Here is a 14,706-nt window from a genome sequence, read left to right as displayed (position 1 = left end):
AGGAAGTGGTTGTGGATTGTTTCAATCAATTATTTAATAATTTCTACTGAATTACCGTCTTGTAAATTAATCTGACCCGTTGTAATTACTGTTTCTCCATTGGTCAGACCTTTTAAAATTTCAACTTTGTCACCTAAAATTCTTCCAGCAGTTACGGTTTTTAGTTTTGCCAATCCATTTTCTACTACAAATATTTGATTACTACTTACACTACCAACAAAAGCGTTTCTTGGAACAATAGTCATGGTTTGTTTTTGTTGTGCCGATTTGAATAAAGCAGTTCCGTACATACCCGCTTTGATATCGTTATTGGCATTGTTTGCAATTTCAATTTCAACTGGGAAATTTAAATTACTATCAGCTTTTGCTGCAATAAATGTGATTTTTCCACTAAATTCTTTGTCAGGATACACGCTAGTTGTTACACTAATTGTATTACCTACTTTTAGACTGGCTACTTGTCCTTCGCTAACGGTAACTTTTAATTTTAACTTGCTAACGTTTACAATGTCATACAAAGCTGTTGCTGGCATAGCCGAAAGCATAGAACCTGGTTCGATATACTTTTTATTAATGATGCCGTTGATTGGTGATTTTATTCGGGTATCGCCTACATAGATTTTGGCTTGCTTATAGTTGGCCTCTGCGTTAGACAACCCTAGTTTGGCTTGATCTAATTGTTGTTTCGTTACCCCGCCTGTTTTGAATGCATTTTCGAAACGATTGTAATCCGATTTGGCATTCATGTAGGCTGCTTCTGCTGCTTGTGCATTTACATTGATTACATCTCCTCTTACTATAGCTAAAGTTTGTCCCACACTTACGCGGTCTCCTTCTTTGGCTAAAACTTTAATTACTTTTCCGGAGTGTTCTGCTGAAAAGGTCAATTCTTGAGTGGGCTCAAAATTTCCATTGGCTACAAAATCCAAGTTAACTTCTTCTCTTTTTACTTGTGCCACTTTTACAGAAATACTTGTGTTTTGCTCAGCAACTACAGCAATTTTTTCGGCATTTGACTCTTTGTTTTTCATTAAGATATAGCCAATTAAGCCTAATGCTCCTAAGATGATTATGAGGGTTACTATATTTTTTTTCATAGTTTAGTTATTTATTAATGATTTTAGTTCTCCTTTTGATTTTACTAGTTTTATTTCTGCTAATTTGTAATCTAAAATAGCTGCGGTATAGTTGTTTTGTGCTTCTGTTGCAGCGTTTTCAGCATCCAATAAATCCGTTAATGATGCTAATCCTTGTAGATAATTATTGTTGGTGTTTTTCAAGATTTCACTAGATAGGAGCATATTTTCTTTTTGATTGGTAATGGTAATAATGCTATTTGTAATTTGAGTAGTAGCATTTTTATAATCTAAATCCAAAGCTAATTTGGTGTCCTTAATATCTTCTTGGACAGATCTTAACTCTACATCTGCTTGTCTTACTCTAGCACGGGTACCAAATCCAGTAAAGATGGGCACTCTTAAGTTTAATGATACAGAGGAGAAATCAGACCAGTATACACCATCGGCAGGTTTTTTGAACCAAGGCATCTCTGGACCTTGTCCTATGAAATTATAGTTAGCTGCCAATGACAAAGTTGGATAGTAGTTTGCTATAGCTGCTTTTTTCTGATAATTTAATAACTCTTCTTGTTTTTTTAACAACAAAAATTCAGTTCTAGAACTTGGATTAGGTGCTTCGGTAAGTGCTAATGGAGTGATTTGAAATTCTGAATTTGGTAATTCTATTTGCGTTTCAATGGGCATACCAATATAGAATTTTAAGGCGTTTTCTTGTAATTGCAGCAAATTGACTACTTGCAATTTGGTGGTAGCAACATTGGTTACTTTCACATTCATACGATCCAAATCAATTTTTTTTGCTAAGCCATTTTCAAATTGCCCTTTTACAATATCGCGTACCTTTTCGGTAATCTTAAAAGTACTTTCTAAGAGCGATAATTTTTCACGCAAAACATAAATTTGGTAGTAGTTGTTAGCGACTCTTTCAATGACTTGTTCTTCGGTTAATTGATCGTTGATTTGATAAAATTCTCTAGTTGATTTTGCTGCTTTTAAACCGGTAAATACAGTTTGATCGAACAATGCTTGAGATAAACTAACGCCTCCTACTGAGTTCCATTTTTGTCCAAAAACAGCTTGAATGGTTGTGCCAGGTTGCCCAAAAGAAGCACCGTCTATAACATTAGTTTGTAAAATAGGATTGTAAGTCAAACTTCCATTGGCAGAAATTTGTGGTAGAGCTCTCGAGCGAACTTCTTGAATTTGGTATTCGCTGTTTTCTACTTTTAATTTTGCTTTTTTCGCATCTGCTTTATTTTCAAGTGCATAAATTAAAGCATCTTTTAGGGTTAGTTTTTTTACTTCTTGCGCCTGAAGATTTACAACAAGCAGTAGGATAGTAAGTAAGGAAAATTGATATTTCATAAGAGAGATTTTTTTGGATTGGGTAGATTTAAATGTCTTTTTTGTTTGATGAAAGATTTTAGTTACTATTTTGAATGATATTGTGATTTTGTAAGTGTTTTTCCAGTTCGATAATTCCTGCTAAGGTTGCCATTGCCCTTGTGTGGTATTCTAAGGCATCCAATTCTAATTGCTGGGCTTCTTTTTCTGAAACGGTATTGCCGTTTATGTCAAAAATTAACGTGTAATAAAATTTTACATAGGTTTCAATAGGTAAATCATTGCGGTATAGGCCTTCTTCTATACCTTTTAGTATGTTTTGTTTGAAAACGGTATTGCAATCATTGACTTCTCTGTTGACCAACTTGTTGTAAATTTCTGGATAATGCTTTTTTAATTGATACATGGGCGACGTGTCACCAGCATTGAACATCTCTTTAAACATTTTTCTTATTTCGAAATTCTCTTGAATGGCATTGTAATTTTTTTGTACGATGGCATTAATACTTTGATGTACTTCTTTATGCATGATTTCAGTGCTTTCCTCAATCAATACTTCTTTGTTGCAGAAATATTTATAAATAGTTTTTTTAGAAATACACATTTCTCCGGCTATATCATCCATGGTGATGCTCTTGAACCCTAGTTTCAAAAACAACTCACTTGCCTTAGCCATAATTTTTTCTTTCATAAGTAGTATAAATTTTTGCTAAAATTTATTGTATCATTTATCTAATGGTGATTTGGGGCAAAAATCAAGAATATTAGGTAATAAATTGAAAATCAATAGTTTAAATTACAAATTCAAGATTAGCGACCAATTTTATATCTTGTCCAATCGAAACACCACTTTGAAGATGATTGGTATGGTAAGAGAGGTCAAAATCACTGCGTTTAATTTTTGCTGTTACTTCAAGAGAAGCTTTTTGATGGCCATCATAGTTATTGATGCCCATAAATTCGGTATCCAATTCCAAAGTTTTGGTTACATTTTTTATGGTCAAATCACCTTTTAAAAAGTTAATGTTTTTGTTTATTTTTTGAAAAGAAGTCGACTTAAATCGAATTGTTGGATGTTGCTCAACATCAAAAAAGTCATTAAGCTTTGTGTGAGAATCGATGTGCTCTATTTTGTTGTAGTTGTTATTTACATCCAATGAAAATTCTACAGCGGCATCTTCAATGACATCATTGGTCATGACTACATAACCACTGAAGGAATTTGTATTTCCGCCCAAATAGGCTATTATTGAATGTCTTGCTTCTATCAAAACGTCAGATTGATCTGAGTTGATCACCCATTTTGAGTTCATATAGGTTTGGTTTAATTAGTTTTTGGAAATTTTTGTTTTTGGTATTTTGTCAAAAGGTTAACATTTTGACGGGGCAAATATAGAAAGGAAACGCTAAGCACCAAAAAAGTTTCCAGTGTTTTTTTGATTTTTACTGAATTTAACAATCTAAAACGTTTTCGATAATAAAAATTTAACAATTGTTACACAGGAATTTAATGAATGTCAGGAGTTTTTGTAGTGATTTTATGCGCTCGAGTTGTATCTTTGAGCCTTTTCTAATCGAATTTTTATTAGTCATGCATTCAGTTTCAGCTTATCAGGAGTATTTTATCGCTTATTTAGAAATGCAGGTAATTCATAAAGAACCCCGAAATCTTTATGAACCTATTCAATATATTTTATCGTTGGGCGGAAAGCGAATGCGACCTGTGTTGACATTAATGAGTGCCGAAGTTTTTGATGCCAATTATCAAAAAGCACTTCCAGCAGCTATGGCAGTTGAGGTGTTTCATAATTTTTCTCTAGTTCATGATGATATTATGGATGCGGCTCCTTTGCGCAGAGGTAATGTAACGGTACATGAAAAATGGGATATCAATACCGGAATTTTATCTGGCGATGCGATGCTGATTTTAGCCTACCAATATTTTGAAAAATATGAGCCTAAGACGTTTCGAAAACTAGCCAAATTGTTCAGTAAAACGGCTCTCGAAGTTTGTGAAGGTCAACAATGGGATGTCGATTTCGAAACAAGAAGCGATGTTACGATTCCTGAATATTTGAAAATGATCGAATTTAAAACCGCCGTTTTAGTAGCAGCTGCAATGAAAATGGGAGCGATTATAGCCAAAACCTCTAAGTCGAACGCCAAGTTGATTTATGATTTTGGATTGCATTTAGGGATTGCCTTTCAGTTACAAGACGATTTTTTGGATGCCTTTGGCGACCCTGCTACTTTTGGAAAACAGGTTGGAGGCGATATTATTGAGAATAAAAAGACCTTTTTGTTTCTGAAAGCAATGGAATTTTCAACTGAAACTCAAAAAGCTCGTTTGTTGGATTTATTTTCAGAAAACCTTGAAAATTCGGAAGCCAAAATCGAAGAAGTAAAACAGATTTTTATAGAGAGCGGCGCTTCATTGGCCACCCAAGAAGCGATAAAAGAGTATACTCATAAAGCCTTTGATACCTTAGATAAAATGAATATTGATGCCGATAAAAAAGGGTTATTAAAAACTTTTGGCGAAAACCTCATGGGTAGAAAAGTATAAAAAAATAATCCTTCTAATGATATTCTTGAGGTAATTTGCTTCTTGAATCTTTAATTTTGAGCTAATTTATGTATGTAGCGCCCTTAAACACAGATCATTTACTTTCGGAAGCAGAAAAAGAAAACTTGTATCTAAAATTGGTGGCTCAAATCATTAAAGATTTTAACTTGGCCAATGAAGGTGTTGATTTTCCTTTGAATATATCGCCTAATCAACTCAAAATTGAATTGCACGAAAAAATTTACAGAATGATTCAGTATAAGTTCGCCGAATATCTAAATCTACTCTATATTATTGATGTGCCAGAAAACGAGATTAAACAACTCGATGGTTCAGATATTGTAGAATTAGCAGGTCAAGTTTCTTTTTTAATTCTGAAAAGAGAATGGCAAAAGGTATGGTTTAGAAATTATTATCAATGAGTTTCAAGGTGAAATTCCTCCTCAAAAACTACCTTTTTTATTTTTCAACTAAGAAAAACTTAGCTTCTTAGTTGCTCAGTATCTTAGTCTCCTAGAAATAAACCCTCACAAAAGGCATGAAGGCTTCGCTGTAAATACTCTTGTTGTCGTCGTGCAATACGTCATAACGAACCCCAAAAGTAACATTATTGGCTCTATAACCCGCACCAAGGTATAAGGCTGTATTCCAAAAATTATCCGAAGCTAAGTTGCCAGTTATGGTTCTATAATCGGTATTGAATCGCAATTGTTCTAATTCTGCCGACAATTGAATTTCTGGAATGGGATTTACTAATCCGATCAAACTTCCACCATAAGTGTAAGTTTCATAGCTGTTTTTTGCTTTAATATACCCAAATTGCAAACTTGCTCCTAGAGCTACATATTGGTTTAGGTTATAAATAGCACTTGGTGAAACAGATATGTCTGTAAAGCCTGAACCAAAGTTGAGTCCGAGCCCTCCTCCAAATTGTATGTTTTTGCTAAAAGTATTCGAATTGGACTGTTGCGCATACATCGATTTCGTAAAAGCAAATAAAACGAAAACCAAAATGGCTTTGAAAGCTGTAAAAAAAATATTTTTTTTCATGATATTAGGTTTATTTTAACAAAAATAGCGGTAAAAGTAAACAAAAAAATGAATTAGTTATAACTGTTTATTGTACTTTTGTCGGACTATTTTAAAAATACATTCAAATAATATTATGGATAGGTTTTCATTTTTAAACGCAGCACATACCGAATTTTTTGCACAATTATACGATCAGTATTTAGAGAATCCAGATAGCGTAGAGCCAAGTTGGAGAAGTTTCTTTCAAGGTTTCGACTTTGGAATGACTACTTATAACGAAGAGCAAGCTGTAAATCAGGGCGTTCCTGCTGTTGTTCAGTCTTCAGGGGATTCTTGTTCGGCTTCTAATGCAGAAGTTTCTGAAAAATTACAAAAAGAATTTAAAGTGATTAAGTTGATCGAAGGCTATCGCACTAGAGGACATTTGTTTACCAAAACAAATCCAGTGCGTGATAGACGTCATTATAACCCAACTTTGGATGTTGAGAATTTTGGCCTTTCTGCTTCGGATATGAATATAGTTTTTGATGCCGCCAAAGTAATTGGTGTAGCGCCATGTACTTTGCGTGAAATCATTGGGCATTTAGATAAAATCTATTGTCAACACATTGGAATCGAGTACGTGTATATTCGTGAGCCAGAAGTTGTAGAATGGATTCGTCAGAAAATTAGAATTAATGACAATCAACCCAACTTCTCTACTGATGAAAAAAAATCGATTTTAGGGAAATTAAATCAAGCGGTTTCTTTCGAAAACTTTTTGCATACCAAATATGTAGGTCAAAAACGTTTCTCATTAGAAGGTGGTGAATCGGTTATTCCAGCTTTGGATGCTTTAATTGAAAAAGCTGCTGATAAAGGGGTAGAACAGTTCGTAATGGGAATGGCGCACCGTGGACGTTTGAATGTCCTTGCCAATATTTTTGGTAAATCTACACAAGATATTTTTAGCGAGTTTGACGGTAAAGATTACGATCAAGAGTATTTTGATGGTGATGTGAAATACCATTTAGGATTAACAGCTGATAAAGTAACTCGTTCTGGTAAGAAAATCAATATCAATTTAGCGCCTAATCCATCTCACTTAGAGACAGTTGGGGCCGTTATCGAAGGGATCACAAGAGCAAAACAAGATAAATATTATGCTGATGATTTTTCGAAAGTTTTGCCTATCGCTGTGCATGGTGATGCGGCTATCGCTGGACAAGGTATCTTGTATGAAATCGTTCAGATGGCGCAATTGGATGGATACAAAACAGGAGGAACCATTCATATTGTAATCAATAATCAAGTAGGATTTACGACCAATTATTTAGATGCTCGTTCTTCTACTTATTGTACCGATATTGCCAAAGTAACCCTTTCGCCAGTTTTACACGTAAATGCTGATGATGCAGAGGCAGTAGTGCATGCTATGTCTTTTGCGTTAGACTTTAGAATGGAATTTGGACGTGACGTATTCATCGACTTGTTAGGATATAGAAAATATGGTCATAACGAAGGGGATGAGCCAAGATTTACACAACCTGTTTTATATAAAATCATTGCTAAGCATCAAAATCCAAGAGATATTTATGCTTTGAAATTATTGTCAGAAGGTGTGATTGATGCTACCTATGTAAATCAATTAGAAAAAGAATACAAAGCGGTATTAGAAAGTAATCTAGAAGCATCCCGTAAAAAAGATTTGACCATCATTACTCCATTCATGCAAAATGAGTGGGCTGGTTTTGAACAGGTTTCTGATGATGTTATGTTGAAAAAAGTAGACACAACTGTTGCAAAAGACACCTTAGATTCTATCATTGGGACGGTTTCTAGTTTGCCATCGGATAAAAAGTTCATCAACAAAATCACAAAAATTGTTACCGATAGAAAAACTGGCTATGATAACAACACTATAGATTGGGGTACCGCCGAAACGCTAGCTTATGGTACACTTTTAACAGAAGGTTTTGATGTGAGAATCTCAGGTCAAGACGTGGAGCGTGGTACTTTTTCACACCGTCATGCTGTGGTAAAAGTAGAAGATTCAGAAGAAGAAGTGGTATTGTTAAATCATATCGAAAACAAAAAAGGAGATTTCCATGTGTTCAACTCTTTCCTTTCGGAATACGGAGTACTAGGATTTGATTATGGATACGCTTTGGCTAATCCTAAATCATTGACGATTTGGGAAGCGCAATTTGGAGATTTTTCAAATGGTGCACAAATTATGATTGACCAATATATTTCTTGTGGAGAAGACAAATGGAACAATCAAAACGGAATCGTGATGTTATTGCCTCACGGTTACGAAGGACAAGGAGCGGAACATTCTTCTGCAAGAATGGAGCGTTATTTACAATTGTGTGCGCGTCATAATATGTATGTAGTCGATTGTACCACACCAGCCAACTTCTTCCACTTGTTGAGAAGACAAATGAAAACGAATTTCCGTAAACCATTAATTGTTTTTTCTCCAAAAAGTTTACTACGTGATCCAAGATGTGTGTCTCCAGTAGAAGAATTCACTAATGGTGGTTTCCAAGAAACTATTGATGATACTACAGTAAATAAAGCAGACGTGAAAACATTAGTGTTCTGTACGGGTAAATTCTATTATGATATTACAGCAGAAAGAGCTAATAACGGTAGAAATGATGTAGCTGTTGTTCGTATTGAGCAATTGTTCCCATTGCCAATTGAGCAGTTAAAAGCAATTATTGCTCAATATCCAAATGTAGATGATTATGTTTGGGCACAAGAAGAACCTAAGAATATGGGGGCTTACACGTACATGTTAGCTAATTTTGATTTGGTAAAATGGAGATTAGCATCGCTTAAAGCATATGCAGCTCCTGCATCAGGAAGCTATACCCGTGCTAAGCGTCGTCACGCAGATGCGATTAGAATGGTATTTGATAAAAATTTATTTAGATAAAAACGTTTGTGGTTTTTAGTTTTTAATAAAAAACGAACCAGAAACCATAAGCCTTAAACTACAAACAATAAACTAACAGAAGATGATTTTAGAAATGAAAGTCCCATCACCAGGGGAATCCATCAAAGAAGTAGAAATAGCCACTTGGTTGGTAAAAGATGGTGATTATGTAGAGAAAGATCAAGCGATTGCTGAAGTAGATTCAGATAAAGCTACCTTAGAGTTACCAGCAGAAGCAAGCGGTGTAATTACCCTAAAAGCCGAAGAAGGCGATGCAGTAGCAGTAGGCGCTATTGTTTGTTTAATTGATACTGGAGCAGTAAAACCATCAGGTGCAGCAGCTGTGGCAGCGCCAGCGCCAGTAGCTGAGGCTCCAAAAGCAGAGGTAAAAGTTGAAGCGCCTAAAGCAGCTCCAGCAGCTCCAAGTTATGCAGCAGGCACTCCATCGCCAGCGGCAAGAAAAATATTAGACGAGAAAAATATAGCTCCAGAAACCATTGTTGGAACTGGAAAAGCAGGAAGAATCACTAAAGAAGACGCCATTAATGCAGTACCATCTATGGGAACTCCAACAGGAGGTTCTCGTGGGGTAGAGCGTACCAAATTGTCTATGTTGCGTCGTAAAGTATCTGAGCGATTAGTAGCTGCCAAAAACGAAACGGCAATGTTGACTACTTTCAATGAAGTAAACATGACGCCTATCAACAATTTGCGTAACGAGTACAAAGATGCTTTCAAAGCAAAACACGGTGGAGTAAGTTTAGGTTATATGTCTTTCTTTACCAAAGCGGTAACTAGAGCGTTGCAATTGTATCCAGACGTCAACTCTATGATGGATGGTGATTACAAAGTGGCCTACGATTTCTGTGATATCTCAATCGCTGTTTCTGGACCAAAAGGGTTAATGGTACCAGTAGTTCGTAATGCAGAAAACTTGACGTTCCGTGGAGTTGAAGCCGAAATCAAACGTTTGGCCTTGAGAGCACGCGACGGACAAATCACTGTAGATGATATGACAGGAGGAACTTTTACCATTACTAATGGTGGTGTTTTTGGTTCAATGTTGTCTACGCCAATTATCAACCCTCCACAGTCAGGAATCTTGGGAATGCACAACATCATCGAGCGTCCAATTGCTGTAAACGGTAAAGTTGAAATTCACCCAATGATGTACGTAGCCCTTTCTTATGACCACCGAATCATCGACGGACGCGAGTCAGTTGGTTTCTTGGTAGCGGTGAAAGAAGCACTAGAAAATCCAGTGGAGTTGCTTTGCGATAACAATCCTAAAAAAGCATTTGAGTTGTAGTCCATTCCATTTTAAATACACAAAATCCCAAATTCCAATACTGGTTTTTGGGATTTTTTTATGGAAATAAGTCACTGAATCAGTTGGTTTAGGAGCACAAAGATGGGGCTTTTTCAGGAAGCAAAGTCCCGCTTTCCGTTGCAATCTTATGCCCCGAACTCCGGGCCATAAGGATTTCCACTACAATCGGGGCTAGTGAGCGACAAGGGGCATTTTTTGAGGCATCCATTTAGTACATCTAAATCATCTAATTCCTAAACGGAAATCGTACTTCATCTGCAAGGTCTTTTTCCAGACCTTGTAGGTGTTTTTGAAAGTATAGCATACCTACAAGGTTAAAAGAAACCTTGCAGGAAGTTCAATTGCACTTAGTTTTTGTTAACGTGGATTTTACAAACTCGTAATGATTTAAGATGTTCTCCTGCAAGGTCTTTTTTTAGACCTTGTAGGTGTTTTCGAAAGTATAGCCTACCTACAAGGTTAAATGAAACCTTGCAGGAAGTTCAATTGCACTTAATTTTTTTGCGAACAAGAATGTTTAGACTCGTAATCGTTTAAGATGTTCTCCTGCAAGGTCTTTTCCAGACCTTGTAGGTGTTTTCAAGTATAGCATACCTACAAGGTTAAAAGAAACCTTGTAGGATGTGCAAAATGAATGCAAAGTGCTCTCCTTCGTCGAGATGACAAAGTTGTGGATATGGTGCTTAACTCGTTCTTTTTTGTCCTTCCGACAGAGGAGGAAACACATAGTTTTCAAATAGAAAAAAATCATTTGCTTGTCCGATATATGTATCATAAAGAAAAATCCAGCTCCGTGACGATGGTATTTACCACTTTACCGCAATAACGATAGGAGCGGCAGCTTTTGCAAAACCTCCATCAATAAAATAAAGATTAGCCTCATATTTGTAAGCTAGCCTCTTATTTTTTGCCAAAAAAAATATAGGTCAGTTTTGTGTTTTTTTGATGTGTTTATGGGGCAAATTTCAAGGTTAAAAAAGCTCAGATGCATGCTTCTTAATGTGTTTTTTTGTTGTTTGCAGATTTTTGATTTGTAAAAGTTGATGTATTTGTGTTTTTTATTGAGATTGTTGTTTTTATTTGCATAATAAATTAGGATTTAATTAAAAGTAGAAATAATTTTTTGACTATTTACCATAACATTACCACAACATTATAGATTTTGATATAGTTGGCTTCTTTTTTTATTTGATGCAATGTAAAGGGTAAGTCCGAATTATAGTAGTGTTTTTGGTTATTTCTACGGGTCAAATTTCTTTATACTGTTGTATAGTTTTTAGATAGGTATTGTTGTAAATTTCAACATAATAACATTCATAAATTTGAGGATAATAAATACCTCAACATTATGAAGAATTTTACTTTATTTATTTTCCTGTTGTATTTTTCAACAGGATTTTCACAAAATGCACCAGTCACCTTTGAGAACGGAGAATTCGGTTCGACGTGGGCATTTACTACTTTTGAAAACGGAACCGGCGCAGGATATTCCAAAGTCGCTAATCCATTTCCTGGCGGCATCAACAACTCAGCGACCGTAGGGAAATTTGTGGCTGGAGCAAGTCCGGCTGCCGCTCCTTATGCTGGATTTGAAACAGCCCATGCTTCAGGTGCAAATGGTATTGGAACGTTTACTTTGAGTGCTTCTAATAGCATTGTCAAAATAATGGTATACAAATCGGTAATTAGTGATGTGGGTATCAAATTTGCAATTGCTAATGGCGGTGCCCAGCAAGAAATTAAAGTGCCTAATACTAAGATCAATGAGTGGGAAGAATTAACTTTTGACTTTTCTGGAAAAATAGGATTAGCTGAGACGATCAACATCGATCAAATTATTATTTTTTTAGATTTTAATACTAGAACGGCCGAAACTACTAGTTATTTTGATAACATAACTTTTTCAGCTAAACCAGCTGCAACTGCACCAACAATAGCTGCAACTACACCAACTGTAGCCGCTGGAGATGTTATTTCATTGTTTAGCAATGCTTACACAAACGTTCCTGTGGATAATTGGAGAGCAGATTGGGGGCAATCTGGAAATGTAGTATCTGATATTCAAATCGCTGGAAATGATACTAAAAAATATACAGACTTAAGCTATTTTGGAGTCATCACAGAAACTAAAAAAATTGATGCTTCAGCAATGCTTAATTTTCATATTGATGTTTGGAGTCCGAATGTAACAACTTTTAAAATCAAAATAGTCGATTTTGGAGCTGATGGTTCATATCAAGGCGGTGACGATAAGGAGTTTGAAATTACGCGTACTTTGACTTTAAACAGTTGGAACAGTTTAGAGATTCCTCTTTCTCAATTTACAGGTTTGACAACAAAAGCCAATATTGCGCAATTTGTTTTCTCGGGATCTGCAGGAACCCTATTTATAGATAATGTGTATTTTAATAAGGTGGCTACAATTACTCCACCAGCAACAGCTCCGAATGCTCCTGTTACTTTTGAAACGGGAGAATATGGTTCTACTTGGACGTTGACCTCTTTTGATAATCCATCGGGTGCATCAACAGCTTCTTTGTTGGCTACAAATCCTAATAAAACAGGAATTAATACTTCAAATACAGCCGTTAAGTTTACTGCATTGGTAGCGGGCGCTTGGTATACCGGTTTTGAAACAGCTCATGCTTCTGGCGCGAACGGAATTGGAACATTTACATTGAATGAATCCAACAGTACTATAAAAATCATGGTGTACAAAGATGTGATTAGTAAGGTAGGTATTAAATTTGCGCGCCCTGATGGTGGTTCGACGGGCGAAATCACAGTTTCTAATACTAAAATAAACGAATGGGAAGAATTGACTTTCAACTTCGCTGGAAAAATAGGGGAAGGGGTTTCAACGGGTATAGATCAAATTATTATATTTCCTGATTTTATTCCCGAAGGGACTACAAGAACAGCAGATCATGTTTGTTATATAGATAATATTATGTTTTCTGCTAAAACTACGACTCCTGTAGTTGTAACTGCGCCAACTGTAGCTGCGCCCATTCCTCCAACACGAGTAGCTTCAGATGTAAAGTCAATATTTAGTGATGCTTATGCTGTGTATAAAGCAGGTGACTGGTGCAAATGTTGGGGTCAATCCACAGATGTTACCGATGAAGCTATTGTTGGGAATGCTACAAGAAAATTAAGCAATTTCAACTACCAAGGGGTCACCTTGCCAGGTACTGAAGTTTTTGATCTTTCGGATATGACAACAATGCACGTAGATTTATGGTCTTCTACTGCAACATCGGTTAAAATTAATCTTATCAATCAAGGGCCTGTAGAAAAAGGAGTAACATTGACAATCGCAGCAGGATGGAATAGTTTTGACGTGGCTTTAAACGCTACCAATTTTCCAGGGATAAACCTAAGTACAGTGTTTCAAATGAGTTTGTCATCGCTTCCAACAGGAGCAACAGTGTATCTGGACAACTTTTATTTTTATAAATCAAGTGCTGTGGTTGTGCCAACTGCGCCAACTGTAGCTGCAACTACACCAACTATAGTAGCTGGAGATGTTATTTCATTGTTAGCAATGCTTACACAAACGTTCCCATTACCTCTTGGAGAACCGACTGGTCAGTAGGTAGTACATTGACAGATCTTCAAATTGCAGGAAATGATACTAAAAAATACACTAATTTGAATTATTTTGGGGTAGATGTAACGGGAACGATAGACGCTACACCAATGCTGTATTTTCATATTGATGTTTGGACACCAGATCTAACAGCATTCAAGGTTAAATTAGTTGATTTTGGAGCAAATGGGGTGTACCAAGGAGGCGATGACGTAGAGTTTGAAGTGACGCGTATACCAACATTATCAGGTTGGAACCATTATGATATTCCTTTATCAGAATTTACAGGTTTAACTACCAAGGGGCATATTGCTCAATTGGTGTTATCTGGAGCGCCAGCTGGAACCGTTTATATTGACAATGTTTATTTCAGTAAAAAGGCTTCTACTCTTGGAGTTGCTAATTTTGAAATGTCAAATGTTATGATGTATCCAAATCCAGTCACTAATAATGTAACAATTGAAGCTAAGGGTTTGATTGATGCCGTGAGTATTTACAATCTTTTAGGTCAGGAAGTTTTAGTTAAAAGTCCAAAAACTAATTCCACAACCCTTCAGACAAGTGAGCTTAAAAAAGGAGTTTATATTGTTAAAGCAGTAGTGGATGGAAACGTGACATCCACTAAAATGATTAAGAATTAATTTTTTACGATTAATATTAGAGAGCGTATCGATTATCGATACGCTCTTTTTTTATTTCATTAAACCCAGAATCCGCATTAGACTTCGTAGCGAAACTGAATTATTCAATAAAAGCAAGAGCTCACGGACTATTTTTGAAGAAGGAATACTTTTGTATTTTGAATTTAAAAATGGGAGTAAGTTCTTGCTTTTGAAGAAG

The 14,706-nt window shown here is 35.9% G+C and carries 11 protein-coding genes; 6 read left to right on the top strand and 5 right to left on the bottom strand.

Features of this window, described 5'->3' with window-relative positions:
- Positions 1 to 29: 29 nt before the first annotated feature.
- From O9307_RS10110 to O9307_RS10095, 4 genes are all read right to left on the bottom strand, one after another.
- The gene (locus O9307_RS10110; protein WP_298298571.1) at positions 30 to 1,097 is read right to left on the bottom strand and encodes an efflux RND transporter periplasmic adaptor subunit; all 1,068 of its coding nucleotides are present in this window, start codon (positions 1,095 to 1,097) and stop codon (positions 30 to 32) included.
- Positions 1,098 to 1,100: 3 nt separating this feature from the next.
- Complete coding sequence (locus O9307_RS10105) at positions 1,101 to 2,444, bottom strand: TolC family protein (RefSeq protein WP_298298568.1); 1,344 nt, start codon at positions 2,442 to 2,444, stop codon at positions 1,101 to 1,103.
- A gap of 58 nt (positions 2,445 to 2,502) precedes the next feature.
- Positions 2,503 to 3,114 (bottom strand): TetR/AcrR family transcriptional regulator, encoded by a 612-nt coding sequence (locus O9307_RS10100; protein WP_298298565.1) that lies wholly within the window; start codon positions 3,112 to 3,114, stop codon positions 2,503 to 2,505.
- Positions 3,115 to 3,214: 100 nt separating this feature from the next.
- Complete coding sequence (locus tag O9307_RS10095; RefSeq protein ID WP_298298563.1) at positions 3,215 to 3,736, bottom strand: YceI family protein; 522 nt, start codon at positions 3,734 to 3,736, stop codon at positions 3,215 to 3,217.
- A 278-nt stretch (positions 3,737 to 4,014) separates the two neighbouring features.
- On the opposite strand from O9307_RS10095, the gene O9307_RS10090 reads away from it, so the two are divergent.
- Positions 4,015 to 4,989 carry a polyprenyl synthetase family protein gene (locus O9307_RS10090; RefSeq protein WP_298298560.1) on the top strand — a complete coding sequence of 325 codons (975 nt, stop codon included), beginning with the start codon at positions 4,015 to 4,017 and terminating at the stop codon, positions 4,987 to 4,989.
- A 68-nt stretch (positions 4,990 to 5,057) separates the two neighbouring features.
- The gene (locus O9307_RS10085) at positions 5,058 to 5,411 is read left to right on the top strand and encodes a hypothetical protein (RefSeq protein WP_298298558.1); all 354 of its coding nucleotides are present in this window, start codon (positions 5,058 to 5,060) and stop codon (positions 5,409 to 5,411) included.
- A gap of 91 nt (positions 5,412 to 5,502) precedes the next feature.
- On the opposite strand, the gene O9307_RS10080 is transcribed toward O9307_RS10085, so the two are convergent.
- A complete protein-coding gene (locus O9307_RS10080; protein WP_298298555.1) occupies positions 5,503 to 6,039 on the bottom strand; it encodes a hypothetical protein in 537 nt (178 codons plus the stop codon).
- A gap of 115 nt (positions 6,040 to 6,154) precedes the next feature.
- Here O9307_RS10080 and O9307_RS10075 point away from each other — a divergent pair, with 115 nt between their 5' ends.
- From O9307_RS10075 to O9307_RS10060, 4 genes are all read left to right on the top strand, one after another.
- On the top strand, positions 6,155 to 8,944 hold the full coding sequence (locus O9307_RS10075) for a 2-oxoglutarate dehydrogenase E1 component (protein WP_298298551.1): 2,790 nt from the start codon (positions 6,155 to 6,157) through the stop codon (positions 8,942 to 8,944).
- Between the two features lie 82 nt (positions 8,945 to 9,026).
- Positions 9,027 to 10,253: a 2-oxoglutarate dehydrogenase complex dihydrolipoyllysine-residue succinyltransferase gene (gene odhB / locus O9307_RS10070; protein WP_298298549.1), complete on the top strand. Its 1,227-nt coding sequence runs from the start codon at positions 9,027 to 9,029 to the stop codon at positions 10,251 to 10,253.
- A 1,369-nt stretch (positions 10,254 to 11,622) separates the two neighbouring features.
- The gene (locus O9307_RS10065; protein WP_298298546.1) at positions 11,623 to 13,872 is read left to right on the top strand and encodes a hypothetical protein; all 2,250 of its coding nucleotides are present in this window, start codon (positions 11,623 to 11,625) and stop codon (positions 13,870 to 13,872) included.
- 8 nt (positions 13,873 to 13,880) lie between these two features.
- Positions 13,881 to 14,507, top strand: a complete 627-nt coding sequence (locus O9307_RS10060; RefSeq protein ID WP_298298544.1) for a T9SS type A sorting domain-containing protein — start codon at positions 13,881 to 13,883, stop codon at positions 14,505 to 14,507.
- Positions 14,508 to 14,706: the final 199 nt, after the last annotated feature.

Origin of the sequence: Flavobacterium sp., from assembly GCF_027531905.1 — a bacterium.
GTDB lineage: Bacteria > Bacteroidota > Bacteroidia > Flavobacteriales > Flavobacteriaceae > Flavobacterium.
This window is presented reverse-complemented; position numbering and strand designations above follow the sequence as displayed.

What these genes read in the sequence shown, in the direction of transcription:
- O9307_RS10085 (WP_298298558.1), top strand. Translation starts at nt 5,058, where the DNA reads ATGTATGTAGCGCCCTTAAACACAGATCATTTACTTTCGGAAGCAGAA.
- odhB (WP_298298549.1), top strand. Translation starts at nt 9,027, where the DNA reads ATGATTTTAGAAATGAAAGTCCCATCACCAGGGGAATCCATCAAAGAA.
- O9307_RS10105 (WP_298298568.1), bottom strand. Translation starts at nt 2,444, where the DNA reads ATGAAATATCAATTTTCCTTACTTACTATCCTACTGCTTGTTGTAAAT.
- O9307_RS10095 (WP_298298563.1), bottom strand. Translation starts at nt 3,736, where the DNA reads ATGAACTCAAAATGGGTGATCAACTCAGATCAATCTGACGTTTTGATA.
- O9307_RS10080 (WP_298298555.1), bottom strand. Translation starts at nt 6,039, where the DNA reads ATGAAAAAAAATATTTTTTTTACAGCTTTCAAAGCCATTTTGGTTTTC.
- O9307_RS10110 (WP_298298571.1), bottom strand. Translation starts at nt 1,097, where the DNA reads ATGAAAAAAAATATAGTAACCCTCATAATCATCTTAGGAGCATTAGGC.
- O9307_RS10090 (WP_298298560.1), top strand. Translation starts at nt 4,015, where the DNA reads ATGCATTCAGTTTCAGCTTATCAGGAGTATTTTATCGCTTATTTAGAA.
- O9307_RS10100 (WP_298298565.1), bottom strand. Translation starts at nt 3,114, where the DNA reads ATGAAAGAAAAAATTATGGCTAAGGCAAGTGAGTTGTTTTTGAAACTA.
- O9307_RS10075 (WP_298298551.1), top strand. Translation starts at nt 6,155, where the DNA reads ATGGATAGGTTTTCATTTTTAAACGCAGCACATACCGAATTTTTTGCA.
- O9307_RS10065 (WP_298298546.1), top strand. Translation starts at nt 11,623, where the DNA reads ATGAAGAATTTTACTTTATTTATTTTCCTGTTGTATTTTTCAACAGGA.